Raw genomic sequence first — 25,670 nt, forward strand, 5'->3', positions numbered from 1 at the left:
CCGGGTCGACCTGCTCCCTCTGCCGGTGCGCTCGACCGCGGCTGACGCCATGCGTCGTCGCCGAGCAGAACGGTGGCGCGGGCTTCTTCGGCCGCCGCAAGGAAAGCAGCAACGGCACGCACAGGCCCGCGACCCGGCCGATCAGGCCACGGACGTCTACCGACCGTGGCCCTCGTCCGGCGGCTGCGGTGCAGCCTCTGCGGCCCTTCGGTACCACGCCTGCGCCTGACGGGAATGTCCCTGCCGCTCCAAGAGATTCGCCAGCTGGGCCATCGCACCGAGGTGTCCGGTCCCGGCGGCCTTCTCATACCACTCCTGCGCCGCTTGCAGATCACCCTTCCGCTCGCTGGAACGCCCCAGCGCGAGCATCGCGTTGACGTCTCCCTTCCGGGCGCGCTCGGTCATCCATGCGTCGAGTTCGGCGGCCAGCTCAGCGCGGCTGAGCATTTCCGCGAGCCGACGGGCGCCCTCGTCGTCGCCGGCCCTGGCCGACTTGCGGTACCAGGACTTCGCCGCCTCCCGGTCGCCCTGTTCCAGCGACAGGGCGGCCAGGGCGTTCATCGCGGCGGTGGAACCCCCGTCGGCCGCCCGCCGGGCCCACCGTGCAGACTCGTCGACGTCACCCCGGCGGTACAGCAACTCCCCAAGGGCGTACGCCGCGTCGGCGAGACCCGCCTCGGCGGCCCGGCGGAACCAGTTCTCGGCCTCGGGCTCGACGCCCTGCTTCTGACTCAGTTCGCCGAGGACGGCCATCGCGTGCGGGTTTCCTCCCTCTGCCGAACGCCGGTACCAGCGGTCGGACTCGGTGTGCTCGCCGCGCAGCCTCAGGAGATACCCGACCATCTCCATCGCGCGCACGTGCCCGCCACCGGCGGCCTCACGCAGCAGCGCCTCGGCCTCGGCGTGCCGCCCCCACTCCTGCAGCAGCACCCCGAGCGTGGCGGTCGCATCGGGGTGCCTCATCTCGGCCGCCAGACGCAGCCACCGTTCACCGCCCGCCTGGTCGTCGTGCGTGCCGAGGTAGAGGCCGTACCGGAACATCGCCTCGGCGTCCCCCGCCTCGGCGGCTTCACGAAGCCGACCGGTCCCGTCGCCGACCCGCTCGTCCCTCGAACCCTCCTGCATGAGCATCCCCCTCCGGATTTCCCGGCACTCGACTGTTCGCCACCGGTTCACGGTGACGGCACGAACATGCCGCGCGTGGATGGTTACCTGACTGCCCAACAATTGCCCTTCGGTAAGCAGCAGTCGAACTCGTTTCGCTACTGCGAGGTGAAGATGAGGTCGCGAGCCGACATCGTGTTCGTGGGGTGCTGGGCTGTGCGCTGCTCGTCAGTGGTGCGCCGATCGTGCGTATCGCGCGACGGCGGCGGAGGCTCGCACGGTTCTGGTCCCTGTGGAGGGGCGGACGGGACCGGTCCACTATCCTCACCATCCTCCGGAGCCCCCCGAGCATCGTGATCCTTCCGCCCCACGCGTATCAATGCATCCCTCCGCGTCCACGATGAAGCGGTTCCTGGGCGATTCGGAGGGGGACTTCCTCAGCCATCTCGCTCTGCCGCCGGACTGGCGTCGTCCCCGGTGAGGGTGTGGTACTCGAAGGGGCTGATGCAGGCGAGGTCGCTGTCGCGCCGGCCGTTCGGAGGGCTGAGTCGTTCGCGTAGCCGTTCGCGGTGGGCGGCTGCGACGGCACCCCCGTCCAACTTGAGCAGGGCGTGCGCGGCGACCATCAACGTCTCGTCATCATCAAGGAGTTCGACCAGTCGTGGGATGACATGGGAACCGTCCTGGTGCCACTGGCGCACGATCGAGAAGTACGGATGCCATCGGTTCGCCGTCGTCTTGATGTGGGCCAACAGCGGGTCGAGGAGGACGTCGGTGTGTGCGGCGAAGGGGGCGAGCGCCTCGGTGAAACTGAGGTCGCTGACGTTCCAACTGCGGTCGATCGAACCGGCGTGGCCGGAGGTGAAATCCCCGTGCGCGGTGAGCAGTTCGATCAGGGACGGCACGCAGCGGTCGTCACCCATCCGGCTCAGCGCCCAGAGGGCGTGCTCCCGTGTGAGCTCGTCGGGTTCGTCGGCCGGGGTGAGATGCGTGGCGACGAGGTCGGCCCAAGGGCGTGCGGTGGCCCCGTACATGGCCAGAACCCGCAGAGCGAACAGCCGGTTCTCCAGATGTGTATCGTTCACGAGCCCGGCCACAGCCGGCAGGAGCGCGGGTACGGCGGAGGGCCAGCGGGACATCAGGCCGGCGGCGATCCTGAGGCCACCCGCGCGCTCTGTGGTGCCGTCGTGGCCCAGCAGTGCGTGCGCGAGGGCGAGCCGTCCGGGCAGGTCGGCCCCGAGCCGCTGGTCGGCTTCGGTGATGACGTCCACCTGCGGGGACAAGTACTCCCTGGGCGGGTTGGCCGTTGCGGTCGAGAGGGCGAGCAGTGCGTCGGTGGTGACGGGAGCGTAGAGGGGATCGGTGTGGTCGGGCAGGGCGCGGCACAGGGCCTCCACGGCTTGGAGCCGGACGTCGTGGCGGATTTCCTCGTCCCACGCGATCCAGGCGTCGATGTCCTGGTCGATGTCGGGTTCCTCTTCCTTCCCCCCGACGGTCATGCGGTGCCGCAGCCATGCGAGTGCTTCTTCGCGTCGCTGGGTGGCGTGGCGGGCGAGCTCGCCGACGCCCAGCACGAGGCGCCCCGCCAGCCAGAGTTCCGGCTCGTTGTCGAAGAGCGTCCGGAAGCGGGTGATCAGGAAGTTCGCGTGGGCGGCGGACTGTGCGAGTGCGCCGACCGCGCCGGCCCGGATGATGTCGTCGCCGTCGTCGAGCAGGGGCAGCAGCCCCTCGGCGGCTCGCTCCCAGGCGGCCGGCCATGCCGCGTCGACGGTGGGCCGCCACTTGCCTTCGAGGACGGGGTCGACCTTCGCGGTCGGGGCGGTGTTGCCCGTGCCGGCGAGGTCGGCGATCGTCTCCAGGATCTCGAAGCGCACCGTGACGTCCGGATCCCGGGCCGCCTCGACGAGGAACGGCAGCATCTCGGCGGCCGCCGCCCTCACCGAACTGCCGTCGCCGTTGGCCGCGTAGCGCAGATTCGTACAGGTTCCTTCGGCCGTGATGCGGTCGGTCGCCCAGAGCCCTGCCGGCACCTCGGGGCCGTACCGCTCGCCGGTGTACGGATCAGCCACCTTCGACCAGTCGACCTGTGCGGCAAGCCGCGCCAGCCGCTGTGCTCGCGCGTCCTGTGTGGACATGCCGCTGCTCGCCGCCCTTCGTCAGCTCTTCGGGCTGAGGCCCAGCAGGGGCAGGACCAGGTCGCGATTGCCCCTGCGCCCGTCCCACGCTTCGTACACCAGGGCCTCCGGGCCGGTGATCCGCAGACCGTCGCGCAGGCCGGTCACCGTCATCCCCGCCAGATTGCGGTAGGCGTCCGAAGCTGACGGCCAGGGCAGCTCGGTCCACCAGTTGTGGCCGTAGACGGTGTCCTGGGGCGGTTGCCAGCCCGCCTCTACGATCAGCCGGCAGCCCGCCTTTCCCGCACGCAGCGCCGGGTCGAGACCGTGATCACCGATCAGTTCGGCCTCCACCCCTTCGCCACTCTGCAGGAACTGCACGTACCGGCCTGTCCCCCCGCTCTCGCGGATGATCAGCACCGATCCGGCGCCCAGCAAGGTCAGCTGCTCGGCGAGTGCTTCCCCGAACCCGTCCCACCCCGTCACAGCAGCCCTTCCTCGTCCATCCGCAGAAGCTCCTCGTCGAGGGACAGCCGCTTGTTGGTCACCAGCTCCAGGTACACCGAGTCTCCCGCGTGCTCGAGGACCAGGGTGGTGTCGGAACCGGCCCAGTGAAGCGCAGCATCGGTGCCCGGCCTGCGGTCTGTCGGCGCGCCCAGCGACGTGTGCAGCGCGGCGGCCATCCTCGCGAACGCGTCCAGGGGCGGGGCCCATTCAGCCGCGTAGTCGGTCAGACGCAGCCGCACGCGCTCGACCATCTCCTCGTCCTGCACTCGCTTGCGGCGGGACGTGGCACGGCCGGCCCTCTCGAACCCGGTGACGAGTAGGTCCCAACGAGGCCGGATCATCAGCGCCTGACGGGTGAACTGTGTGGACCGTCTGGAGCTCGGCGTAGCCCCCAGCTCCCACGTGCAGTCCAACGACCGCAACCGTGCCGCAAGTTCGACAACCTCGGCATCACTCAACGCACGCCATTGCGTCATACGTCCTAAGAGGCGCGGCGCCCTCGCCCGCCCCTGTCCTCCTCACTTTCCGTCCGAGCCGTTCCCCCAAGTCCCGGTCGGACAAGTCCCCGACCGGTGCGAGGCAAGCAGTGCCCAGCTTAGAGGGCCTATCAAAGGCGTTGGACGTGTCGGTGGGTGATGAGGCAGGTGGCGAGTCCGAGGAAGGCTTCGTGGATGTCGTCGCGGCCGGTACCCCGGCTCGAGCCCAAGTGGCCGGCGATCAGCGCCTGGGCGGGAGCCGGTGCAGCGTCACATCGTGAAGGCGCTTGCCGGCGACCCGCAGGGTCATGAACGTGCAGAAGGGCTGCCGCCTGCGGTCCGTGGGTGAGCCGGGGTTGAGCAGGCGAAGGCCTTCGTCCGCGGTGGTGTCCCAGGGGATGTGGCTGTGACCGAAGACCAGGACGTCCGTGTCGGGGAACAGCCTGGCGCACCGGCGCTCCCGTCCGGCGGCCGCGCCGGTCTCGTGCACGACGGCGAAGCGCACACCGGACAGCTCCCCACGGGCGACCTCGGGCAGTCTTCGGCGCAGGGCGGGCCCGTCGTTGTTTCCGTACACGGCGATGAGGCGGCGGGATCTCGACTCGAGCAGGTCGAGCGTGGCCTCGTCCACCCAGTCTCCCGCGTGGATCACCACGTCGGCGTCATCGAGTGCCGTCATCAGCGCATGGGGGAGGGCCTCGGCGCGCAGGGGGAGGTGCGTGTCGGAGGTCAGCAGCAACCGCATGGGATCACGTTAGTTCGGGGCGAGCCGTGAGCACGACACGGCGCGGGGAACTACAGGAGCGTCGTGGAGGGTATTGGGCCAGGACCCACCGAGTGGCTGCCGCCTCGCGTCGTCATCTTTGATGATGATGCGGATCGTCGAATGCCTGGGTTCCGGCTCTGCAGGCGTACCAACTGCTGCTGGTGCTACCAGCAGCGGGACTGGTGGAAGGACTGCCGGGGCGAGGCACCACGCGGTCGGTTCGCGGCACCAGCCGAACGCACGCGGCCGAACGCCGGTCAGAGGGACTGGATAGCGTCACCCAGTACCGCCGTTCCCACCTGTTCCGCCAGCCATTCCGCACGTTCTCTCTGCCCCTTGGACGTGCACACGTACACCATGTGCGCCCCGCACGGACGCTCGGCGAAGGGTCGAAGAACCGATCTTACGAATTGAAACAGATCTGCACACTGCTGTATTCGGTGTCCCGGTACCCGAAAGGCCCAGCTGGCCATGCTCCGAGATCCCACCGCAGCCAGGCCGGCGTTGCGCCCAGGCCGGCAACAAAATCGGCTTCCCAGGAACCCGGCGGAGTGTCGTCGTACAGCTCCAGCGTCATCGGGAGCTCATCATCCACATGGGACATGCCGTCGGGGATGGCCGCCACGAGCCTCCGGAGGATGGCCGAGTCCGCCAAGCGGGGCTTGTCCGTCCACCATTGCGTAGTGCTGGCTCTCCGATAGCCGTACCAGTCGCTGTGCCAGCCGCAGTGCTTCGAAGGCATCGCCAGTCTCGAGAATGGGATAGGTGTACGAGGTTCCCATGTGGATGATGAGCTCCATAACCTCCAACTCTCCTATCTGGGCAGACGTGGTCGTTGTAGACGCTGCCGAAGCGCAGCATGCCCGTTTGCATTGCCCACCGAAGTGAGCCAGAAGGAAGAGGGAAAGCGTGAGCCGGTCGGTTGATATCGTTTTCGCGTTTGATCGCCCTATTGACGTCGTGAGCGCATTGCGTTCGATGATGGAAAGGGGATTCCGGTTCGACCGGGACGGTGTCATCTCTCACCTCCTGGACGAAGATGGAATGTACGACTGGGGTGATCGTGAAGCGACTTCACTTCGTGATGCTATTTGCGAAATGGGCGAAGACCGCTGGAGTGACGGCCGCTGGGACGCGAGCAGTTCTTCGCCGTGCTCCTGGGGCGGGTCGACACCCGTACCTGGAGCCAGGTGGCCCCCAGGTCGCCACTGACCCGAAGGCCAGCACCGTCCCCGGGCCCTTCCATGCCGGGCGAGTACCGCGGTGATTCCGGGGTGGTGGTCCCGGTTGACAGTGGCCGGTCCGCTCCCTAACGTTCGGTCCACTATCTGATTAATATTCACATACGCGGATGATATCAAAGGTGGACATCGTGGCAGAGCAGCAGCGTCGCGTCGTGGTCTCCGGCGGCGGCACCGGCATCGGCAAAGCGACCGCGGCCGCCTTCGCCGCCGGCGGGGACCGGGTCATCCTCCTCGGCCGGCGCGAGGACGTCCTGCGCTCCGCTGCCGAAGAGATCACCGGTGACCACGGCAAGGGCAGTGCCGACTTCCACGCCGCGGACCTCACCCAGCCCGAAGAGGTCCGCCGAGCCGCCGCGTTCATCACCGCGGACGGCCCGGTGGACGTCGTCGTCACCAACGCCGGGGGCAACGTCGTCTCCGGCGGTGACGGCACCCTGGAGGGCGTCGCCGACGGCTATCTGCGCAACTTCGCCGCCAACGTACTGACCGCGGTGCTGCTGACCGAAGCGCTGCTGCCGCATGTCGTACGCCCCGGCGGCCGGATCGTCCACCTGTCGTCGATCGCAGCCCTGCGCGGCCCCGGCTCGTACGGCGGCTCCAAAGCGGCCCTGCACGCGTACACCTTCGAACTCGCCCAGCGGCTCGGCGCCGAGGGCGTCACCGTGAACGCGGTTGCCCCGGGCTTCGTCGGCGACACCGAGTTCTTCGGGGACCGCGCCACACCGGACTTCGTTGCGGCCCGGGTCGCGCAGTCCCTCACCGGCAAGCCGGGGAAGCCCAGCGAGATCGCGGCCGCGATCCAATACCTGGCGTCACCCGCCGCCGGGTACACCACCGGCCAGATCCTGCACGTCAACGGCGGGGCGATGCTGGGCCGTTAGTGCTCCTCGGCCGGGCCGCAGACCGGCCGGTCCGGCCGGACCACTGGACTCCTATGGCGGGGCGGGGCGGACAACTGCCGGCACCGGCCGGGTCCGGTTCCCGCTCGTACGGTGGATACTCGCCCGCGGACGACGTGGCGGGCGCGACGCCTGGCCGCAGACTCCGACGAGGGCATGGACGCTCGGACCGCATGGGTGATGGGGCCCGGGACCTCACGTGGGGCATCGGTATCTGGCAAAGTGCATCTCAGGTTGTGTCACAGGCCCCGCGGCCGCGGTCCCCTCACCGACCGGCTCCACACCGCCTACATCGAGCTGAGCGAGCAGGTCGGCTGGATGTGTTTCGATGCCCGCCAGCACCCACAGGCACAGCGCATCTACCACACCGGCACGCGCCGGCCCGCGAGACCGGCACCTCGCTGACCACCCGTCATTCGACGGCCAACCTCGTTGCCTCCGCCGCATACCAGGCCGGTGGCTGGACCACCACAACGACGCCGCACTCCTCGACATCGCCGCACGGACGCCAGAGCTTCCATCCGCAGAGGCCGCGGTGATCGCCGACCGGCGCATCTACGCCGCAGGACAGCGGCACGACCCCGACGCAGTCCTCCGATTCCACGACGAAGCGCTGCTCCACCTCGGCTCTCCAGACGAGCGCACACCGTGGTGGGCGACCCGGCTCACGAAGGACTCCGTGGACGCCACCACAGGCCGGGCCTGGCTCGCCTGCGACCAGCGTCACGGGCCGTACCTTTCCTGCGCAGCCGCGTCGAGGCGACTGCGCCCGACTACCCTGAGGTTCTTCGCGATGCGGGGTTTGTTGACAGCAGGTCAGAGCGATTCACCGCCGGACAGTCCGGTCAGATGCCCTGATGGTGCTCGCCGTTAGTCTCCGGCCGTTGTCAGTGGGCGAGCTGAGAATCACCGGATGGCCCACGAACCGACGGAGGCCGGCGAGTCCGAGAGCCTCGCCCGTCTCCTTACGCACGTACCTGTCCGAAACCGGCTTCTCCTTCACCGGCTTGACCGGCAAGGAGGCGACCCAGTCCATCACGCGGGCGGTGGTGCAGTGGGTGGGAGCGTCGGGGTGGAGGTGCAGGCCAGGGGCGCAGATGCGCTACATCGAACCGCCTCGCCCTCGCCTGAAGTACGGGGGGTTGAGATCCGTCACATCGGGCTCTCCGAGGCCAGCCCCGCAACGTTCCGCCGTGCGCACGCCGTGCACCCGGTCGCAGCCCTGCAGACCGAGTACTCGCTGTGGACCCGCGACATCGAGGACGAGATCCTCCCGCTGCTGCGCGAGCTCGGCATCGGCTTCGTCCCCTACTCGCCGCGCGGACACGGCCTGCTGACCGGGCAGATCCCGCTCCCTCGACGACTTCCCCGACGACGACTGACGCAAGACCAACCCGCGCTTCACCGGCGAGAACTTCCAGCGCAACCTGGCGATCGTCGACGAGGTGCAGGCGATCGGCGCCGAGATCGGCGCGACACCGGCACAGACCGCGCTGGCGTGGCTGCTCACCCGCGGCGACGACATCGTCCCCAAACAGAGTCAGATATCAGGAAAAAGCTCGCGTACAGCCCTCTAACAGTCGTCTCAGGTTCGCTCGGTAGGAAGTAGGCGTCCAGATAAGCGATGCAACCCGTATGTAGGAGGCTAGTGATGGCAGTCAACGCAGCGCCGTCCGGGGAAGCGCCGGCCGGTCGGTTGGCAGGCCGGTGGGTGCCATGGTTGGTGATTGGCTTGTGGCTGGTGCTGGCGGCGGGCATGGTGCCGTTGAGTGGAAAGTTGAGCTCGGTCACCACCGACAGCGCCGTAGACACCCTGCCGGCCAGTGCCGAGTCCACCCAGGTGGCGGTGCTGGACGACAGTCTCCCCGGCGGTGAGAACAACACGTTCGTCTTCGTGTACCACCGCGCCGGCGGCATGACCGACGCCGACCGCGCGACGGTCGAGCGCCACTACAACACCCTTGCCAAGCGGTACCCGCCGAAGGCGACGGCGGCGGCTGGCGAGGACGACGAGGGCTCACCGACGAGCCCCTCCACCGACCGCAAGGCGATGATGTTCACCCTCGAGGTGAGCACGGCCTACGGCGCACCGGAGGACATCGTCGGCCCGTTGCGTGACGCCGCGAAGGACCGCCCCTCCGGCCTGGAACTCGACGTGACCGGCCCGGCCGCGATCGACGGCGACATGGATGCCGTCTTCGACGGCATCGACGTGCAGGTCCTCCTCACCACCATCGTCGTCGTCACGCTCCTGCTCATCCTCACCTACCGCAGCCCGGTGTTGTGGATAATCCCGCTGGTGGCCGTCGGCGCGGCCGCACTGACCGCGATGGGGACCGTCTACCTGCTCGTCAAGGGCTTCGGCATCGTGGTCAACGACCAGAACTCGGCGCTGTTGACGATTTTGGTATTCGGCGTCGGCACGGACTACGCGCTGTTGCTCATCGCTCGATATCGGGAGGCACTGCACCACCATGAGAACGTCCGGGTCGCGATGGTCCACGCACTACGCGGCGCGGCGCCGGCCATTGTCGCGTCCGCGGCCACCGTGGTCGCCGGCCTGCTCTGCCTGCTCGTCGCGGACCTGAACAGCACCAGCGGGTTGGGCCCGATCGGTGCGGCCGGCATCCTGTGCGCGCTGGTGGCCATGCTGACGCTGTTCCCGGCGGTGCTCGTGGTGCTCGGCAGGCGGATCTTCTGGCCGGCCGTCCCGCGGTTCAGCACGGCCGTGGAGGAGAAGCCGGGGTTGTGGGGACGGCTCGGCACCGCCATCAGCCGCCGCCGGTGGGTGGCGACGCTCGGCTCGCTCGGAGTCCTCGGCGTGCTCGCCCTCGGGCTGGCGGGCAACACCGGCGCCCTGCGGGAGCAGGACCAGTTCCTGTCCGCGCCGGAGTCGGTCACCGGCTTCACCGTTCTCCGCCAGCACTTCCCGGAGCTCGGCGGCCAGCCGATGACGATCTTCACGCGGCCGGCGCACCAGGAGCGGGTGCTCGACATCGTCAAGGACACTCGCGGTGTGGCCCTGGCCATCCCGGAGCAGACCAGCGGTGGCTGGGCCAACATCTCCGTGTTCCCGAAGGACGCGCCGGACACCGTCGCAGAGTACGACACGATCAAGCGGGTGCGCACCGCCGTGCACGCGGTGAGCGGGGCGGAGGCGATCGTCGGCGGGCCGAGTGCGGAGAACCTCGACACCGAGGTGACCACCGAGCGCGACGAGAAGCTGGTGATCCCGCTGGTGCTCGCCGTCGTCCTGATCGTCCTCGGGCTGCTGCTGCGCGCGATCGTGGCCCCGCTGGTCCTGATGGCCACCGTGATCGTCTCATTCGCCGCAGCCTTCGGCGGCAGCGTGTTCGTCTTCGACACGATCCTCGGGTTCAAGGGTGTCGACTATTCGGTGCCGCTGCTGGCATTCCTGTTCCTGGTGGCGCTCGGCGTCGACTACAACATCTTCCTGGCCAGCCGGGCCCGGGAGGAGACCGTGCGTCTCGGCACCAGAGAGGGAATGCTCAAAGCCCTCTCGGCCACCGGTGGCGTCATCACCTCGGCAGGCCTGGTCCTGGCGGCCACGTTCGCGGTCCTCGTCACACTTCCGCTGGTGATGCTGATCGAGGTCGGGTTCCTGGTGGCCTTCGGCGTGCTGCTCGACGCCCTGCTGGTGCGGTCGGTCCTGGTGCCCGCCCTCACCTTGCTGATCGGCCGGCGGATGTGGTGGCCGAGCCGGCTGTCCCGTCCAGCGGCGGAGCTGCCGGACGGTCAACAGCCGCTCGCCGACGACGAGGAGCCCGCGCTGCAACGGTGAGCGCGGCGGCACGGACGAGTTCCGGGACGGGCCCCAGGCCCGTCCCGGATTTTCATGGGCCCGCGGCCGCCGCCCTTTGGTCCTGCGCCACGCGCCGGGGCTGGGGTCGGCGCATCGCGGTGTCCTGCCCCGACGGTGAGCCGCGCAGGGCCATGCCCGAGGGAAGCCGTCCCTTGTCCTGCGCCGGGCCGCCGGGGCGGGTCAGCGCACCGCGGTGTCCTCTCCGGCGGTGAGCCGCGCGATCGGGGCGGGCGGGGCCGCGGCCGGAAGGTCGACCCGAAGCAGCGCGCCACCGCGTGCGGAGCGGGCGACGGTGGCCCGGCCGCCGTGGGCGTCGACGACCCGCTGCACGATCGACAGCCCCAGACCGGATCCCGGCAACGCCCGGGCGCTGTCGGCACGGTAGAACCGGTCGAACACCCGCGGTACGTCGGCGGCGTCGATGCCCGGCCCGGCGTCGTCGACCTCAAGCACCGCCGACGCGCCCTCGGCACGGAGCCGGACCTGGACCGGCTGGTCCGCGGGGGACCACTTGCCGGCGTTGTCGATGAGGTTGAGCACCGCCCGCTCGAGCGCAGCGGGACGCCCGCTCACCCACACAGAGGTCACGTCGAGCGCGACCTCGACGTCGGGCACGCGGGAACGCGCCCGGGTCGCGGCGGCCCCCACCACGTCGGCGAGGTCGAGCACCTCGGTGCTCTCGTCGCTGACGTCACCGCGCGCCAGGTCGGTCAGCTCGGCGGCAAGGGTGCTCAGCTCGGCCACCTGGGCGCCGAGATCGTTGAGCAGCCGGGTCCGGCTCTCCGCCGGCAGTGCGCTGTCCAGGGTGCCGCGCCGATCGAGCCGGATCAGCAGCTCGACGTTGAGGCGCAGGCTGGTGAGCGGGGTCTTGAGCTCGTGGGCGGCGTCCTCGGCGAGCAGCCGCTGGGCCCGCCGGGAGTTCCGGAGCGCGGCGAGCATGTCGTTGATCGACTGGATCAGCCGCCGGATCTCCCCACCGCCCTCATCCGGGATGTCGGCGTCGAGATCCTGGGTGTGCGCGACACGTACCGCGGCGGCGGTCAGCCGGTCGATCGGTGCCAGCCCGGTCCGCGCCACGGTCCGCCCGACAAGGGCCCCGCCGACCACGCAGAGCAGCCCGATCAGCAGCATGCCCAACCCGAACCGGTTGATCGGGCTGTCGTCGACGACGCGGGCCACCTGGACCGCGCCGTCGCCCGCCCGCAGCGTGTAGACGAGGTAGCCGTCGTCGTCGCTGTCGTTCGACTCCATCAGGTCGGCCGACACGCCCTGAGCCACGCGCCCGGCGTGCTCGCTGACCGGGGGCAGCGCGGGTTGGCCGGCCGGCGTCCGGATCGAGCCGTCGGGCAGGATGACCCGCACCAGCCGACCGGATCCGGGATACGGCGGTAGCTGGACCTGCGCCAGACCGGCGCGCTCCGCGTTCGACGCCAGGACGCGGGAGTCGGCGCGTAGCTGATTCTCGGCGGTGTCCTGCAGCTCCCAGTCCAGGAGCTCGCTGGCCACCTGGAAGGCTACGAACACGCTGACCGCGATGGCCGTCGCCGCGATCACCGTCAGCCTGGTCCGCAGGGACCGCCGGCGCCACCATCGGGTCAGTCGGCGCGGTTCCCGGCCGGAGGGCCTGCTCACGGAGGAGTCTCCCGCAACGTGTATCCCAGGCCGCGCAGCGTGTAGATCAATCGTGGCTCACCCTCGGCCTCCATCTTGCGGCGCAGGTAGCTCACGTATACCTGGAGGTTGTTGGCGGTGGAGCTCATGCCGAAGCCCCAGATCGCCTCGAACAGCACGTCGCGGGTCAACACCCGGGTCGCGTTGCACACGAGGACCTGCAGGAGGGAGAACTCGGTCCGCGTCAGACGCAGCGGCCGCCCGCCCCGCCACGCCTCGAACCTGTCGGGATCGAGCCGGACGTCGGCGAACGACAGGATCTGCGACTCCTCGTCGGCCGACGTGCGCCGGCGCAGCAGGGCCCGCACCCGGGCCAGCAACTCCTCGGTGGCGAACGGCTTGGGCAGGTAGTCGTCGGCGCCCGCGTCCAGCCCCGCGACCCGGTCGGAGACCTGGTCACGGGCGGTCAGCATCAGCACCGGCAGATCCCGACCCGCGGCCCGCAACCGCCGGCAGGTCTCCAACCCGCCGAGGCGGGGCATCATCACGTCGAGGAGCAGCAGATCCAGCGTGTCACCGCTGGCCCCACCGACCCCGTCGAGCACGGCGAGACCGTTGGCGACGGTGCTGGTGTCGTAACCCTCGACCTGGAGCACCCGCTCCAGCGAATCACGGATGGCCACGTCATCATCCGCGATCATGATCCGCACGCCGGCCCGCCCCCTTCCAGTCCATGTTTTGCCGCTCATTATCCCCGATCAACCTGAGGCCAGGATTAGAGCGTCGCTGGGTTGAAGAGAACAGCGTGGAAGCGCTTCTTGAGGAGGCCCGGCTGACCGCTGCGATCCCGCCCCCGGGTGAACGGCAGCGGTTGCGTGAGGCGGCCAGCTTGTCGCGTGCCCAGGTCGCCTCAGCGGTGGGTGTCGGGCGCAGCACCGTCGCGAACTGGGAGACTGGCGTCTCGGAGCCGGCTCCGCCCGGGCGCCTGCAGTACCTGCGTCTGCTGAAGGGTCTCGCCGAGATCTACCCGCCTGCGTCCGCTCCCGCTCCTGCGGCTCCAGAACCCGCCTCGGTACCTGCCGCACCCGAACCCGCACCCGAACCCGTCTCTGCCCCTGTACCTGCAGCACCGGAACCCGTTGCTGCACCGGCCGTGTTCGCTGCTGCCCTTGAGACGCTGCGCGGGCTGGACGGGCGTGCCATCGAGGGTGATCCGGGCCCTTGTATCCGCTGTGGTGTCGAAACGACCTACCAGTCGACCGACGGCCGCCCCTTGCATTCCGGGGCCTTGTGCCGGCCCGCCGGCCCGGCCGCCGTGGCTTCACCGACGTCCGCCCCGCTGGCTGCTCCAGCTTCCGCTCCGGCGGCTGTCTCGCCGGCTGTTCCCGGTCCCGTCCCTACGGCTTTCGCCTCGCCGGCTGCTCCCGCTCCCGGTCCCGCCCCGGCGGCTGTCTCGCCGGTTCCGGTGCCCATGGCAGCACGCCCGGAGCGTCGTGCCCGTTCGGCCGCCCGGGCCCAGGAGGAGACGACCTCGCTGATCAGTCGCGCGGTTCACGAGGAGTTGGAGCGCGCCGCCGGTGACGTGGATGTTGCGCTCCGGGCCCTGGTCAAGCGTGCGATCCCTGACGTGATGCACCTGTTCAACGAAACCCGCGCGACCGCCCGCTACGACTACACCGCCTACCCGGCGCTGCCCGACATCCTGAAGAAGCCCTCCAAGAAGGACCCGGACCAGATCTGGGAAGCCCGCCCCCGCTTCCACCACCCCGACTACTCACTCAGGGCACCCGGCAACATCAAGGTCACGGCCCTCGATGTGAACGCCGCCTATCTGTCGGCTCTGAAGTGTTGGCTGCCGATCGGGAAGCTGGAGCACAGCACCGGCCTGGACGGGGTCGAACCCAAGCGCTCCGGGGTGCACCTGATCACCCCCGCCCCCTGGGGGCACCCGCAGCTGCCGGACCCGATCGGTGACCGTGACGAGCCCGGCGCCCTGTGGGTCACCAACGCAACTCTGCGTCTTCTGCAGCGCCTCTCCGGCCAAAAGTACGCTCTGGTCGAGGCTCCGGTGGTCCATGAGTCGTGGACGTCGGGTGCGACGGAGAACTTCCTCGACGCCCTGCGCAAGACGCTGTCCGCCGCCCGGGAAACCGCGATCGCCGAGAACGACACCCTCACGCTGGAGTACATCAAGGCGATGTACTCGAAGTTCATCTCGACGATGGGGGAGTCGATTCACAACCGGGAGATGGTGCGCCCGGACTGGATGCACATCATCCATTCCCAGGCCTACGCCAACCTGTGGGGCAAGGCCTACAAGGCCCACCAGGCCGGGCTGGACATCGTCAGCATGATGGGCACCGACGAACTCCACGTCACCGGTGACTGGCGCCGGGTCTTCTCCGAGGGCCGCGGCGTCGCCCAGATGAAGATCAAGCATGGTGACGCGAAGGCGTCCGGTGAGTACACCGTCGGCAAGGCCGGCAGCTGATGGCCGGCCGCTGGATGGACCTCGGCATGTTCAACGCTCACGGGGTCCCGGGCGCCGAGGCCTTGGGCGCGGCCATCGAACACATGGTCACCGGCATCGCCTCACCCGTGGACAGCGACCGCGGCCTGACCGCCCGCCTGCGCTACCTGACCAAGACCGATGCCGGATACGAGGCCATGGACCGCGCCGGCGTCCACGTTGCCCCTCGCACCCTGATGGCCTGGCTCGCCGAGGAACGCACCCCCAACAAGGCCAACCGCACCCGTCTGGACGCCGCGTACTGGGATCTGCGGCGCCGCAACGTGGCCACCGACCTCAAGCACCGTCTCAACAACAACGGCCGCGGCACCCGGGTCGAGATCAACCCCGTCGACCAGTCCGGGGTCGAGCGCAAGCACCAGCGGGACGTGGCCAGCCGCAGCATCAACGTCCGGGGCGTATGGGACCGCGCCGTCGACGCCTGGCTCGCCGAGGACGTGACGGAGCTCGACGCGATCTGGGATCAGATCATCGAAGACATCGGCTCCGAGTACGACGCGTACAGCAATGTCTCCTCCATCGGCTGGGCCGCCTGACGGCGGCGGTCAGTTCACCGAGCCCCCACAGACACTGTTCACGCCGACGTCCGCGAGGTCCAGGTCGTCAACGATTGACCGGCCGGCAGGCCGCTGGCCTGCCGTGGTGAGGTTCCGTGGTGAGTGCGCGCGGCCGTGGTGTGTAGGCACCCGGACCGTGGTGAGTTTCCCGGCCGGCTGCTCGTCATGGTTGGTCGGAGGCTGCTTGGCTGCTCGCCATGGTGCTGGTCAGGGGCCGTTTGGCTGCTCACCATGGCTGGTCAGGGGAGGTGGGGGACTGAGGTTCAGCCGGGGGCTGGGCCGTTGGCTCTGCAGCGGTGTCGTGGACCAGTTCGGCGAGCTGCACGAGGTAGTTGTACGTCCCGGTACGCCCCTGGAGGCGCAGGAGGTAGGACCGGTCGGAGCACTGGTAGATCTCGCGGCGGCGGACTTTCCAGCGGTTGTGCGTGTATGTGTGCGCCGCTTGCAGGAGAGCAGTCTTGGCCTCTTCGCTGCTGCCTTCGAGTTCCGTGACGGTACGTGCTTCCGTGTTTGCCTCTGCTATACCGCCAACAGGTATGGCCAGCACTATCCATCGGGACATCCCGCGATCAGTTCCTTCCCCTCGGCGTCGCCCTGCCGCGACCCGCCCGGGGGCCAGTGTGACAGCGCACAGCGGCGCATGGACCGGACGAAGGGCCTCCGGGGATGCCCGTCCGTGACCGGCCGTGCAGACTCCTCCGCCCGGCCACTCACCACCACAATCCGCACCGCCCTGACCACTGGAAACATTCCTTGTTGAATCTGCTGTGCGGCGCGTAGAGGGCCGGCATAGGGCCGTGGCGGCTGCACGACGGGCACCTGCAACGCGCACAGACGCCCGGGGCGGGAGTTCCGTCGTCGGTGTCAGACACCAGCCACCCGCCCGGGCCCTGACACCCTGCCACACGGGAGAAGCGGCGGCGCTGAACTCTGGGAATGCCGAGCCGCGGCCACGCGAGGCCATCGAGTACCGCTGCCCGGAACGCTGCGCAGTCGGCGGAGCGCTCCAGCCGACCCCCGGCCTCGGTGACGACCCGGGCCGGGGGTCGGCAGGGGCGGCGCGGCCGATGGCCCTCCTCGCGTCCGCAGGGGGCAATGCCCTGGGCGGCCCGGCGTGTGACAACAATGGCGACACCATCGCGACAGCGACACTGTGTGCGACACCAAAAGGCGGACGGCCCTTGCGCAACCACAGGTCAGCCCCCGCCTTTCAGGTGGTGAGTGCTCAGATACCTGGCTGCCTGGCTATGGGTGGTGGGTGTGTGGCTGGTGGGCGGGCGTGGTCGACGGGAGCGGGCTGCGCTGCGCTGGCTCTCCTCCTCCGGCTCGACGCGAGGCGTCGGGCCGGGCTGGCCGGTGGGGACGGGCGCGGTGCAGCCGGTTCTTCTTCTAGGCCGCCCCTCCCGAGGAGCAGATGCAGTACGAGGAGGTCATGGACATCGCCGATCTGCCCGAACCAGCCCCGTTCCGAGCAGCCTGCATGACCCCGCTCCGCCGTATCCTCAACCGGATCCGCAGGCGCACCAACTGCTGCTGGTACCACCAACAGGACTGGTCAAGAGTCAGCGAGCTCGCGATTCACCTGCTTGAGAAGGCCAGGAGCGACGTGAAGACGGAGCGCGAGATCTCTGACCAGTTCACGACCATGGCCGAGGGGCTCGGCGTCAGCAACCAGGACCTCAAGGCCCTCAGATCCATGCTCGAACCGAGCCCGGGCAATGAAGGACGCTGACGTCACGCGGACAGTCGTGGTCACCTGGCTGCCGCCCGAAGCAGACCAAGCCGCCGGCCCGCTGTCTCAGGGCGATCTGTCCTCCTGACGCAGCCGGTATCCGGTTGAGATCACCGAGACCGCGCAAAAGTCGTGAAATGGCCCGCCGGGCTGACGCTCCATCTAGAGTCGGTGCTTCGCGGGTTGTTCGTTGTCGCCCGCTACTCCAGTGTCTCCCGCGCCATGGCCGGGGGAACTAGCCTGTCGGCCGTCATGCGCCCTTAGGGGCTGATGGGAGTAGCGATGCCGACCAGCGAACCACCGGGGGGCTGGGTCCTGTTCATTGCCATGCTCGACGTAGCAATCAACGTGGCAATGTGGATCTCCAGCTAGCCCGGCGTCCGTAACTGGCGGTGCGAGGCGGGATCTGGTCAGCGCTCCGGGTTCCGCCTACGTACCTACCGAACGCACTGTGCAGTGCGCTCGGTAGGTCCCTACGGTATTGCATATTCGTGATTCGCGATGTGCTTTGGTTGTTTTCCAGAACATACGCACAACCAGATTCGCGATCTCAGCGGCATTGCCTGCGGCGCAATGCCGACCCACATTGCCCGACGGATTGCTGGTCGGCGTCGCCTTAGACGCACATTTGTGCGGCTGTGGAGGCGAACTCCCTACGCGCGCGAGGTCGTTGAGCAGGGTGTCTTCCAGCTCCCTGTCCCGCAGTCCGCCCGGGAGATGCGGCGCCCGGCCCTGTCTTGGACACACGACCCGGTGAAGCGGACCTCCGCGGCCGGCCAGCCGCCAAGACGCTGCCAGGGACGGACCGACCGTGTGTCCGCCCATCACGCCCAGCGCATCCCGACCTTGGACAACTGCTCGACCCGGTCGGGGGTCAACGACACTGCCCTGGAGCGTTGGTTGGCGACCCAGGCACCGAGTTTCAGCGGGCGCTCCTCTGTGCGGCCGTTGTCCGGGCCGGGCAGGCTGATCGTCTCGACGTGCTTGCGGGGGACCTTCAGATGTCCCTCGCGCTCGAAGAACTGCTGGGCGGCGGTGAGGTGCATCGCCCACTTCTGGGCCTGGCTCATCGAGGGCTTCGGCTTCTCGGCCTCTTCGGCGGGTTCGATACCGAGGACCTGGTGGCACATCCACTGCTGGGCCCCGGTGAGTCTGTCCCATCCGGTGCGGACCGTCTGGACCCAGCGTCCGAGGTCTTCGCCCTGGGCCAGGTTCTGGCCGGGCCGGGTGGGCAGGGGCTCGCCGGCTTCGAGGTGGAGGCGGGTGAGGTGGAAGGCGCGCTGCCAGGTAACAGCCCAGGACGGGCACCACGAGGCGTCGATCTCCTCCAGCTGCTCCCGCCGCTCCTCCGACAGGGCCCAGCCCGTGGCTTCGCCGGGGAGGCCTTGCGCCTGGCGGCGGGTGTTGTCGTCGGCCCGGCGGGCTGCGGCCCGGGCGTTCTTCAGGAAGATCCCGACGTTCGCCCCCTGATAGGTGGCATCCAGCGGGGCCAGCAGATGCCCGTGCAGCCCGGCCCAGGCACGTGCCGCGGACAGGCCTTCCTCCCAGGCGACGTCGACGGCGGACCAGATCATGCCCAGCTGCTCCAGCTGGACGACCCGGTCGTTCGGCATGGTGCCGCGGGCGTACTGCCGGCGGGCGTCGGCGATCCACTGGCCGAGCGGGAACCCGGCCGGCGACGCAGGCCAGTGGGTCCCCTCAGCACCGTCCTCCGCGAGGCCGAGGGTGCCGGGGGCGCGGTAGGTGAAGGGCACCCGCAGATCGCCGTGCTCCCTGGTGTGGAGGACGGAGGCCTCGATACCGCGGCGCCAGTGCTCACGCTCGGGGTCCAGGATCCGCAACTTGATGAACGCGGCAAGCACAGCAGGGTCTCTGGGAGTGCTGAACTTCAGCAGCTCTCGCGCCGGAGCACTCGGGCCGTGCACTTCCAGGCCGTCCTCGTGCTCCAGGTCGGCGTCGTCTTCACCGGTGGTCTCGGCGGGCGCGGTGCGAGTGGGGGAGGAGGGCTGGCCGAGCATCTCCACGACGCGGGCATCGTGGGCGCGCAGTGCTTCCAGGAGCTTGGCCAGGTCTCCGTAGGCCGTGCTGGTGAGCATGTTCTGCGCGCTCTCGCCCGGTCCCAGGAGGATGGGGACGACGAGGGAGGCGGTCTTGCCTTCGCCGGGCCGCATGCGCAGGGCGCGGCCGACGGCCTGGACGAGGTCGGGCATGGAGCCGCGCACGTCGGCGAAGAACACGCTGTCGCAGTTACGGGTGTCGACGCCCTCGCCAAGGACCTTCACGGAGCCGAGATAGCTCTTCTCGACCACGGTGCCATCGCTCGCGATGCCGGCGGCGAACTCGTCCAGGACGCGACGGCGGTGCAACGGCTTGTGCTCGCCGGACAGCCAGTCCGCCCAGACGTCCCCGGGGTAGAGCTCCGGATCGTCCTTGTGTAGACGGGCGGCGACATCGGGCAGGCCGGCCGAGAAGGCTTCGGCCTCCTTGACCAGGTGGTGGAAGTGAAGGGTGCGCCTGAACCCCTCCTCTGCCGAAGCCTTCACCAGCGCGGTCTGCAGGGCGGCCAGCCGGGCCCCGCGGATCTCCTCCGTGGTGGCCTGCGAGTCGGGACGCAGGGCGGCCTGGTAGTCGGCGTCAGCGATGTCAACGCACACGACCTGGTAACGGGCACAGATCCCTCGGTCGACCGCGTCGGACAGGGCGAGCGTGTGGGCCCTGCTGCCGAACGGCCCGTCGGGGTCGTCCTCCATACTCGCCACCAGCTCACCGGGCTGCGCCAAGTCGCCCTCGTCCAGCTGCCACAACCGCGGGGTCGCCGTCATGTACAAGCGCCGCGCCGCAGGGATACGGGCGTTGTCGTGAACAACGGCCCACGGTTTCCCGATCCGCCCGGATGTGCGGTGCGCCTCATCCACGACGACCAGGTCCCACCCGCCCAAACCCGCCTGGTGAGCACGCTCCAGAGTGCCGAGGCCGACAGACGCGTAGGTCGCGAAGACGGTCACCTTGTCCAGGTGACGCGTCCACTCGACGAGCTCGTCGACATCGGTCGTGTTCGGGAAGGACGCTTCCTCACCACGCATGGACGAGATGCCGATCACGGGGCCGCTGCGCCCGCTGTCCCGCCAGGCCTGTGCGGTCTGGGTGAGCAGATCCAGGGAGGGGACCAGGACAAGTACGCGGCCGGCCTGGAGCTCTTCGGCGCAGTGGGCGGCAACGTGGGTCTTGCCCGAGCCGGTCGCCATGATGACCTGGGTCCGCAGGCCGCGGGCCGGGAGACGTGTGCCGGGCGCCAGCTCCAGGGCGCGCAGGACGGCGTCGAGGGCTTCGCGCTGATGCGAACGCAGAACAAGCTTCGCCATGGTGGAGGTCTCCGTCGGGCATTTCGGGGTCGGTGAGTCCTTGAGCGCGGGGTGAGTCAGTGGGAAGGGACGAACCCCGCTGACTGGTCGAGGTGGAAGGGTGAGCCGGGGCTCTGCGGCGTCCAGCCGTCAGTGAGAGCTGCGCGGATGCTGTCAGCCGCCTGGGCGGGCAGGATTGGGCTGTCTTGTGTTCCGAACCAGTTGCTCGGGTGTGGCTGGCTGGTGGTGACCACCAGTGTGGTGCCGGGAGTGTCGGCGAGCTCGACCGCGTAGGCGAGGGGTGACCGGACCAGTCCCTGGTCGTAGGTCGGCCGTCCGCGGAGTTGCCACCGGTAGGCGGTGTCGTCCACGTTCATGAGCCGCGATCCCTTTTTGACTAGTGCCATGTCCGCATTCTTTCCCACGTGACAGTGGCCTCGAGCTCGCAGAACTCGACTCGATCGACGATGCGGGGAGTGCTTCCACGACCGCCAGGTCGTCACCGGGTGGTGTCATTGGCGTAGAGCTCGGCGGCGGTCTCGGGCAGCTTCTCAGCGAATGCGGTGGCTTCTTCGGCCTTCTGGTGGAACGTCATGACGGTACGCAGGTTGGATGCGGCGGCTTGCTCCGGGAGCGCCGTCTGCAGCACGGGGTGCTGGCCGGCTGGGGTGAGGCTGGCCCGGGGCCCGGGGCTGGGGACCCTGCTGCTTGCGGCGGCGGTGTGGTTCGCGCTGGCTTGGGCGCGGGTGTATTCGCGGATGCAGTACTTGATGCCGCCGGCGCGGGGCTGCAGTTCCCTTGGATCCTTTGCACAAGGCACCCCCGCCGTTTCATTCATGACACTCGCGCACGGAACGGGCGGACGCCCAAGCATCTGCTCCTTGCGGTGCCGGGTCAGGGGACAAGGACGACCTTGCCTACTACGGTGCCGGATTCTGCCAGCCGTACCGCTTCGCCGACCTGGGTGAGCGGGATGCGCGCGGCGACGTGGGGGACCAGCTTGCCGTCGGCGAGGAGGGCCAGGACCTGGCTCAGGTCGGTGTTGAGCTTGGTGCGGAAGGCATCGAGGCGGCGTCGTCCGGCCCAGATGTTGTAGAAGTGGGCGCCCTTGCCGCCTGGCAGGGCGTTCCAGAGCATCAGGCGGGTGAACAGCTTGAGGACGGGGGCTTTGGAGGAGCCCTGGACGTCGCGGGTGGAGGCGGTGCCGTAGGAGACGAGGGTGCCCTTGGGGGCGAGCAGGCGGTAGGAGGCGACGATGCCCTCACCGCCGACGTGGTCGAAGACGGCGTCGTAGCCCTGGGGCGCGTGCTTACGCAGCCGGTCCTCCAGGGCGGGGGCGCGGTAGTCGACCGGCGTGGCGCCCAGGGTCCGCACGGCCTCGTGGTGCTTGGCCGAGGCGGTGCCCACGACGTTGGCGCCGGCGATGCGGGCGAGCTGAACGAGGGTGGAGCCCACCCCGCCGTTCGCGCCGTGGACGAGGACGGTGTTCCCGGCGCGGACCTTCGCCAGGCGGTGGAGCATCTGCCATGCGGTGATGCCGTTGACGACGAAGGTCTCGGCTTCGGCGGAGTCGACAGGCTCGGGCACCTCGGTCAGTTCGCGCACGTCGACGGTGACGTGACTGGCCCAGGCGCCGGTCTTGGTCAGTGCCGCGAAGCGTCGGCCCAGCACGGTTTCGGGTACGCCCTCGCCCGCTTCGACGGCCCGCCCGACGAGGTCGTACCCGGGGACGAAGGGAAAGGGCGGCTGGTCGTAGTACTTGCCGCGCCGCATCTGCTGTTCGGCGAAGGAGATCCCGGCGGCCTCCAGCGCCAGTACCACCTGCAGAGGGCCGGCGGGGAGGGCAGGGCGGGTGCGCACTTCGATGGCCTCGGGGTCCACGATGCCGGGCAGCACGGCTTCGGTGACGGTGAACGGCGTGTGTGAGGAAGCGGCGGCGGGGGTGCGGCGGGAGCAGAGCATGGGGGTGTTCCTCGTCTGGAATGAGCGGGCGTGTGGTGGCAGGAAGTACGGACGAGCGGCTGAAGAGCGATGCAGAGGAGGGCTGTCGGCGGCCGGGGAAGCTGGCTCACGGGCTGCCCCGGCCGCCGCGGGCACGTCTTCTCAGAGGGCGGAGTCGGGGATCCACGAGCCGTGGATCATCGCAGGCACGCGGCGGGGGAGGTGGATGGTGGCGACCGGTGGCACGGTGAGGTCAAAGGCGTCAAGGACGAGCATCTTGGACACGTCGGCGTTCAGGTCGCTGACGACGGTGAGGAGGTATCCCTCGTCCTCGCCGGTGGCGCCTTCGGCCTGGACGAACACCGCTTCGCTGGGCAGCTGGCCGGTCCCGAAGGGCAGCAGCTGCCGGGTGCCGGCGGTGCGGTCGTACTTCACCAGGGTGTGGTTGCCGATCCCGAGGTCGTCGGGGAAGGACAGGGCGTACTGGTAGCGGTGCTCACTGCCGGTGAAGCTGTCATTGATGGTGGGGAACTCCACCGTCAGGTCGTCGGTCTGCTGCTCGCGGACGGTTCCCGCGGCGAGATCGATGGTCCAGCGGCGGCTGCGGGAGCCGGAGTTCGGCTCGGCACCGCGGTCCGGGGCGCCGACCCACCAGTTCCACGAGCGCTGCCAGCCCTCGCGCCCCACCGTGGGGCCCTCCACGACGATGCGCCCGAAGGCGTCCTCGTAGGCGTTGGCGAAGTGCATGCCGTACCCCTGGCCGATCTCGAACCACCGGACCTTCGCCGCCCCGCCCGCCCCGCGCGGCATGACGCCGATCCGCGAAGCCTGGGTGTCGCTCCAGCTGTAGGGGATTCCGGAGTGCTCGGCGGGGTCGAAGGTGACCGAGCCCTCCAGGAAGATCACGTGGTGGGCGGTGATCGCGAAGTCGTGCTTCAGCGCGGCGCTCGCACCAGGCACCTCCTGGCTGTCGAGCACCTGGCCGTCGGGGGAGGCGACGTGGTGGATCAGGTACGGGGGGAAGGGGGAGGAGGCGAAGAAGTGCAGTTCGCCGGTGGCCGGGTCCTGCTTGGGGTGGGCGGTCATAGCGGAGGTGAGCTTGCCGCCGAAGTCGTACGCGCCCACCGTCTGCAGATCGGCCGTGAGCTCGAAGGGCAGCGCCGCTTCCGACAGGGCCAGCAGGCGCCCGCCGTGCTCGATGACGTGCGTGCCGGCGGTGCTGACCCTCAGATCCGGTCCCCGGTCAGTCAGGTAGGGGGCGCCCTCCAGCGCGGGGGTGTGCACCCACCGGTTGCGGTACCACTCGGCGCGCCCCGCGTTCAGGCGGATGCCGTGGACCATCCCGCTGCCCTTGAACCAGTGGGTCGGGGTGATGCCGGGCTTGGGGTTGTGACTGTTGCGGATCAGGCGGCCGGTCAGCTCGGGTGGCAGGTTCCCCTCCACGGACAGTTCGGTCGCGGTGATCTCGTCGGCGACGGGGGAGTAGTGACCGGTCAGGTAGGGCTTGCTGGCCATGACGAACCTCAATCTCAGTAAGGAAACAGAACCAAATCAAAGTGTGTGGTCAAACACTCACTCTTGGGGCGAAAAAGTGGGCGGCCGCAGGTTCCGCAGGCGGCCGCCGTTTGGAACGGGGTCAGTAGTGCATGATCCCGGCTGTCAGGGTGCGGGTCCAGGGGGCCGAGACCGCCTCGGCATCGATGGAGACCAGCAGGTGGCAGAGCATGCCGACGGCGAAGAACTCCTGCACCTGAGCCTCACTGCCGCCCGAGGCGCTGCGCACGTACTCGACGCTGCGGGCGTACCCCGCCCGGACCGCTTCCCGGACGGCCGGCTCCGACACCGCCGCCGCCTGGGCGTGCAGCTGCACCAGCATCAGATCGTTGTCGCTGATCAGGCGGGCATAAGCGTCACCCATGGAAGCCAGTACCGCCTCCGGCGAGCTGCTCTCGGCCTCCGCCGCCCCGCCCTCGAGGGCGGCGCGCACCCGGACGAAGCAGTGCTCGACGACCGCGGTGAACAGAGCTTCCTTGTTCGGGAAGAGCCGGTAGACGTACGCCTGGGAGATGCCGGCCGCCTTGGCCACCTCCGTGGTGGTGGTCCCGAAGTACCCCCGGGCCGCGAAGGCTCCGATGGCCGTACGCAGGACCGTTTCGCGGCGTTCGTCGGCTGTGGAGAGTTGGCGTCGTTCCGTCTTCATGTGAGTACTCAACCACTCACAGGTGGGGGTGTCAAACGTTCCGACCCGGCTGTCCGGGGGAGTCGGCTTGGGGAACGCCGAAGGACTGGCGGGCCGGGCGGTGCTGTCGCACGGGCGTCCCGACCGTCCGCGGGGGCGTCCTGGGCGCTGCGCTCCGACCGGGTTCCACTCCTGTCATCCGTCCCGCGGTCGCGCGCGAAACAGGACCCCGGCCCGGCGGGCTCCCGGCCGGGGGCCCGCCGGCAACTCCCCCTGGGCGGCCGGCGTGCAGGCGCCCCCTGTCCGGGACGTTCCCCGAACCCGGGGCGCTCCCGGCTTCGCGACGTTCCCCGGCCCCGGCCGCCGCGGCCCGGCCGGCATGCGAGGACCCGCGACTCCGGAAGCCGGAAGGGGGTGCCCGGCGGCGGGTCGGCTGCAGGCCGGTTCTCCCGGGCCGGTCGGCAGGGCCGGCCCAGAGTGCTGCGGGAGGAGGTGGGCCGCAGGTCCGCGGGCTTGGCGCCCTTAGGTCTTGGCCCCCCGATACGGCGGCCGGGCGGCAGCGATCTGCCGTTGCCGGTAGATGCTCCCTGCCCCTGCGCCGGACTCCGGTGGATTCGCGTCTGCCGCTCGGGGCGGCCGGGAGGCGGAGGAGCGCTGGTGTGCAGTCCGGGGTCGATGGTCGTGGCGGCCGTCCCGTGCGAGCGAGGGATGGTTGGTCGCCGTGCGGATGCGCGGCGCCGTCCGTCGTCCGCCGCAAGTGCATCGCTTCCGGGCTCCCGGCGGACCGGAGGCCGAGGTCCCTTCGGTCCGGCCGTCCGGCCGGCGGCACCCGTCGGCCCTGCACCA

19 protein-coding genes and 2 pseudogenes are annotated in these 25,670 nt (G+C 69.5%); 7 read left to right on the plus strand and 14 right to left on the minus strand.

All coding sequences use genetic code 11. The features are described from left to right. Nucleotides 1-156 precede the first annotated feature (156 nt). The 5 genes from ACFQ6X_RS27130 to ACFQ6X_RS27150 form a co-directional block, all read right to left on the minus strand. On the minus strand, nt 157-1,125 hold the full coding sequence (locus ACFQ6X_RS27130; RefSeq protein WP_383185116.1) for a tetratricopeptide repeat protein: 969 nt from the start codon (nt 1,123-1,125) through the stop codon (nt 157-159). Nucleotides 1,126-1,541: 416 nt separating this feature from the next. Continuing rightward, complete coding sequence (locus ACFQ6X_RS27135) at nt 1,542-3,239, minus strand: hypothetical protein (RefSeq protein WP_383185117.1); 1,698 nt, start codon at nt 3,237-3,239, stop codon at nt 1,542-1,544. A gap of 21 nt (nt 3,240-3,260) precedes the next feature. Further along, complete coding sequence (locus ACFQ6X_RS27140; RefSeq protein ID WP_383185118.1) at nt 3,261-3,704, minus strand: hypothetical protein; 444 nt, start codon at nt 3,702-3,704, stop codon at nt 3,261-3,263. Next, entirely contained in the window at nt 3,701-4,201 is a 501-nt protein-coding gene (locus ACFQ6X_RS27145; protein WP_383185119.1) for a DUF6301 family protein, read from the minus strand. The genes ACFQ6X_RS27140 and ACFQ6X_RS27145 overlap by 4 nt, the downstream gene beginning before the upstream one ends. Before the next feature lie 241 nt (nt 4,202-4,442). Beyond that, nucleotides 4,443-4,946, minus strand: a complete 504-nt coding sequence (locus ACFQ6X_RS27150) for a metallophosphoesterase family protein (RefSeq protein ID WP_383185120.1) — start codon at nt 4,944-4,946, stop codon at nt 4,443-4,445. A gap of 1,393 nt (nt 4,947-6,339) precedes the next feature. Here ACFQ6X_RS27150 and ACFQ6X_RS27155 point away from each other — a divergent pair. Continuing rightward, the gene (locus ACFQ6X_RS27155) at nt 6,340-7,092 is read left to right on the plus strand and encodes an SDR family NAD(P)-dependent oxidoreductase (RefSeq protein WP_383185121.1); all 753 of its coding nucleotides are present in this window, start codon (nt 6,340-6,342) and stop codon (nt 7,090-7,092) included. A 430-nt stretch (nt 7,093-7,522) separates the two neighbouring features. On the opposite strand, the gene ACFQ6X_RS27160 is transcribed toward ACFQ6X_RS27155, so the two are convergent. After that, on the minus strand, nt 7,523-7,732 hold the full coding sequence (locus ACFQ6X_RS27160; RefSeq protein WP_383185122.1) for a hypothetical protein: 210 nt from the start codon (nt 7,730-7,732) through the stop codon (nt 7,523-7,525). A 522-nt stretch (nt 7,733-8,254) separates the two neighbouring features. Here ACFQ6X_RS27160 and ACFQ6X_RS27165 point away from each other — a divergent pair. After that, nucleotides 8,255-8,642, plus strand: a pseudogene (locus tag ACFQ6X_RS27165) (aldo/keto reductase); the annotation flags it as partial. 119 nt (nt 8,643-8,761) lie between these two features. Continuing rightward, nucleotides 8,762-10,912 (plus strand): MMPL family transporter, encoded by a 2,151-nt coding sequence (locus ACFQ6X_RS27170; RefSeq protein ID WP_383185123.1) that lies wholly within the window; start codon nt 8,762-8,764, stop codon nt 10,910-10,912. A 201-nt stretch (nt 10,913-11,113) separates the two neighbouring features. Here ACFQ6X_RS27170 and ACFQ6X_RS27175 read toward each other — a convergent pair whose 3' ends face one another. Both ACFQ6X_RS27175 and ACFQ6X_RS27180 read right to left on the minus strand, forming a co-directional pair. Further along, nucleotides 11,114-12,565: an ATP-binding protein gene (locus ACFQ6X_RS27175; protein WP_383185124.1), complete on the minus strand. Its 1,452-nt coding sequence runs from the start codon at nt 12,563-12,565 to the stop codon at nt 11,114-11,116. Next, nucleotides 12,562-13,254 (minus strand): response regulator transcription factor, encoded by a 693-nt coding sequence (locus ACFQ6X_RS27180; RefSeq protein WP_383185125.1) that lies wholly within the window; start codon nt 13,252-13,254, stop codon nt 12,562-12,564. Before ACFQ6X_RS27180 ends, ACFQ6X_RS27175 begins: the two co-directional genes overlap by 4 nt. 23 nt (nt 13,255-13,277) lie before the next feature. Between ACFQ6X_RS27180 and ACFQ6X_RS27185 the strand changes: the two are divergent. The 3 genes and pseudogenes from ACFQ6X_RS27185 to ACFQ6X_RS27195 form a co-directional block, all read left to right on the plus strand. Beyond that, nucleotides 13,278-13,511: pseudogene (locus ACFQ6X_RS27185) on the plus strand (helix-turn-helix domain-containing protein); the annotation flags it as partial. Between the two features lie 504 nt (nt 13,512-14,015). Further along, nucleotides 14,016-15,035 carry a hypothetical protein gene (locus ACFQ6X_RS27190; RefSeq protein ID WP_383185148.1) on the plus strand — a complete coding sequence of 340 codons (1,020 nt, stop codon included), beginning with the start codon at nt 14,016-14,018 and terminating at the stop codon, nt 15,033-15,035. Next, nucleotides 15,035-15,610 (plus strand): transcriptional regulator, encoded by a 576-nt coding sequence (locus ACFQ6X_RS27195; protein WP_383185126.1) that lies wholly within the window; start codon nt 15,035-15,037, stop codon nt 15,608-15,610. The genes ACFQ6X_RS27190 and ACFQ6X_RS27195 overlap by 1 nt, the downstream gene beginning before the upstream one ends. A 247-nt stretch (nt 15,611-15,857) precedes the next feature. Here ACFQ6X_RS27195 and ACFQ6X_RS27200 read toward each other — a convergent pair whose 3' ends face one another. Continuing rightward, a complete protein-coding gene (locus ACFQ6X_RS27200; protein WP_383185127.1) occupies nt 15,858-16,193 on the minus strand; it encodes a hypothetical protein in 336 nt (111 codons plus the stop codon). A gap of 852 nt (nt 16,194-17,045) precedes the next feature. Between ACFQ6X_RS27200 and ACFQ6X_RS27205 the strand changes: the two genes are divergently transcribed. Next, on the plus strand, nt 17,046-17,363 hold the full coding sequence (locus ACFQ6X_RS27205; protein ID WP_383185128.1) for a hypothetical protein: 318 nt from the start codon (nt 17,046-17,048) through the stop codon (nt 17,361-17,363). An 824-nt stretch (nt 17,364-18,187) separates the two neighbouring features. Here the strand turns inward: ACFQ6X_RS27205 and ACFQ6X_RS27210 are convergent. From ACFQ6X_RS27210 to ACFQ6X_RS27230, 5 genes are all read right to left on the minus strand, one after another. After that, nucleotides 18,188-20,725, minus strand: coding sequence for a Helicase associated domain protein (locus ACFQ6X_RS27210; RefSeq protein WP_383185129.1), 2,538 nt, complete (start codon nt 20,723-20,725; stop codon nt 18,188-18,190). Nucleotides 20,726-20,781: 56 nt separating this feature from the next. After that, a complete protein-coding gene (locus ACFQ6X_RS27215; protein ID WP_383185130.1) occupies nt 20,782-21,111 on the minus strand; it encodes a hypothetical protein in 330 nt (109 codons plus the stop codon). Nucleotides 21,112-21,598: 487 nt separating this feature from the next. After that, a complete protein-coding gene (locus ACFQ6X_RS27220) occupies nt 21,599-22,666 on the minus strand; it encodes a medium chain dehydrogenase/reductase family protein (RefSeq protein WP_383185131.1) in 1,068 nt (355 codons plus the stop codon). A gap of 141 nt (nt 22,667-22,807) precedes the next feature. After that, complete coding sequence (locus ACFQ6X_RS27225; protein ID WP_383185132.1) at nt 22,808-24,160, minus strand: carotenoid oxygenase family protein; 1,353 nt, start codon at nt 24,158-24,160, stop codon at nt 22,808-22,810. A gap of 121 nt (nt 24,161-24,281) precedes the next feature. Next, entirely contained in the window at nt 24,282-24,845 is a 564-nt protein-coding gene (locus ACFQ6X_RS27230; RefSeq protein WP_383185133.1) for a TetR/AcrR family transcriptional regulator, read from the minus strand. Between the last annotated feature and the right edge of the window lie 825 nt (nt 24,846-25,670).

This window comes from Streptomyces sp. NPDC056452, assembly GCF_042796085.1.
Taxonomy (GTDB): Bacteria; Actinomycetota; Actinomycetes; order Streptomycetales; family Streptomycetaceae; genus Streptomyces.

Coding starts and splice junctions, on each gene's coding strand:
- ACFQ6X_RS27130 (WP_383185116.1), bottom strand. CDS start 1,125: ATGCAGGAGGGTTCGAGGGACGAGCGGGTCGGCGACGGGACCGGTCGG.
- ACFQ6X_RS27135 (WP_383185117.1), bottom strand. CDS start 3,239: ATGTCCACACAGGACGCGCGAGCACAGCGGCTGGCGCGGCTTGCCGCA.
- ACFQ6X_RS27145 (WP_383185119.1), bottom strand. CDS start 4,201: ATGACGCAATGGCGTGCGTTGAGTGATGCCGAGGTTGTCGAACTTGCG.
- ACFQ6X_RS27150 (WP_383185120.1), bottom strand. CDS start 4,946: ATGCGGTTGCTGCTGACCTCCGACACGCACCTCCCCCTGCGCGCCGAG.
- ACFQ6X_RS27170 (WP_383185123.1), top strand. CDS start 8,762: ATGGCAGTCAACGCAGCGCCGTCCGGGGAAGCGCCGGCCGGTCGGTTG.
- ACFQ6X_RS27190 (WP_383185148.1), top strand. CDS start 14,016: ATGGCAGCACGCCCGGAGCGTCGTGCCCGTTCGGCCGCCCGGGCCCAG.
- ACFQ6X_RS27195 (WP_383185126.1), top strand. CDS start 15,035: ATGGCCGGCCGCTGGATGGACCTCGGCATGTTCAACGCTCACGGGGTC.
- ACFQ6X_RS27200 (WP_383185127.1), bottom strand. CDS start 16,193: ATGTCCCGATGGATAGTGCTGGCCATACCTGTTGGCGGTATAGCAGAG.
- ACFQ6X_RS27205 (WP_383185128.1), top strand. CDS start 17,046: ATGCAGTACGAGGAGGTCATGGACATCGCCGATCTGCCCGAACCAGCC.
- ACFQ6X_RS27210 (WP_383185129.1), bottom strand. CDS start 20,725: ATGGCGAAGCTTGTTCTGCGTTCGCATCAGCGCGAAGCCCTCGACGCC.
- ACFQ6X_RS27215 (WP_383185130.1), bottom strand. CDS start 21,111: ATGGCACTAGTCAAAAAGGGATCGCGGCTCATGAACGTGGACGACACC.
- ACFQ6X_RS27220 (WP_383185131.1), bottom strand. CDS start 22,666: ATGCTCTGCTCCCGCCGCACCCCCGCCGCCGCTTCCTCACACACGCCG.
- ACFQ6X_RS27225 (WP_383185132.1), bottom strand. CDS start 24,160: ATGGCCAGCAAGCCCTACCTGACCGGTCACTACTCCCCCGTCGCCGAC.
- ACFQ6X_RS27230 (WP_383185133.1), bottom strand. CDS start 24,845: ATGAAGACGGAACGACGCCAACTCTCCACAGCCGACGAACGCCGCGAA.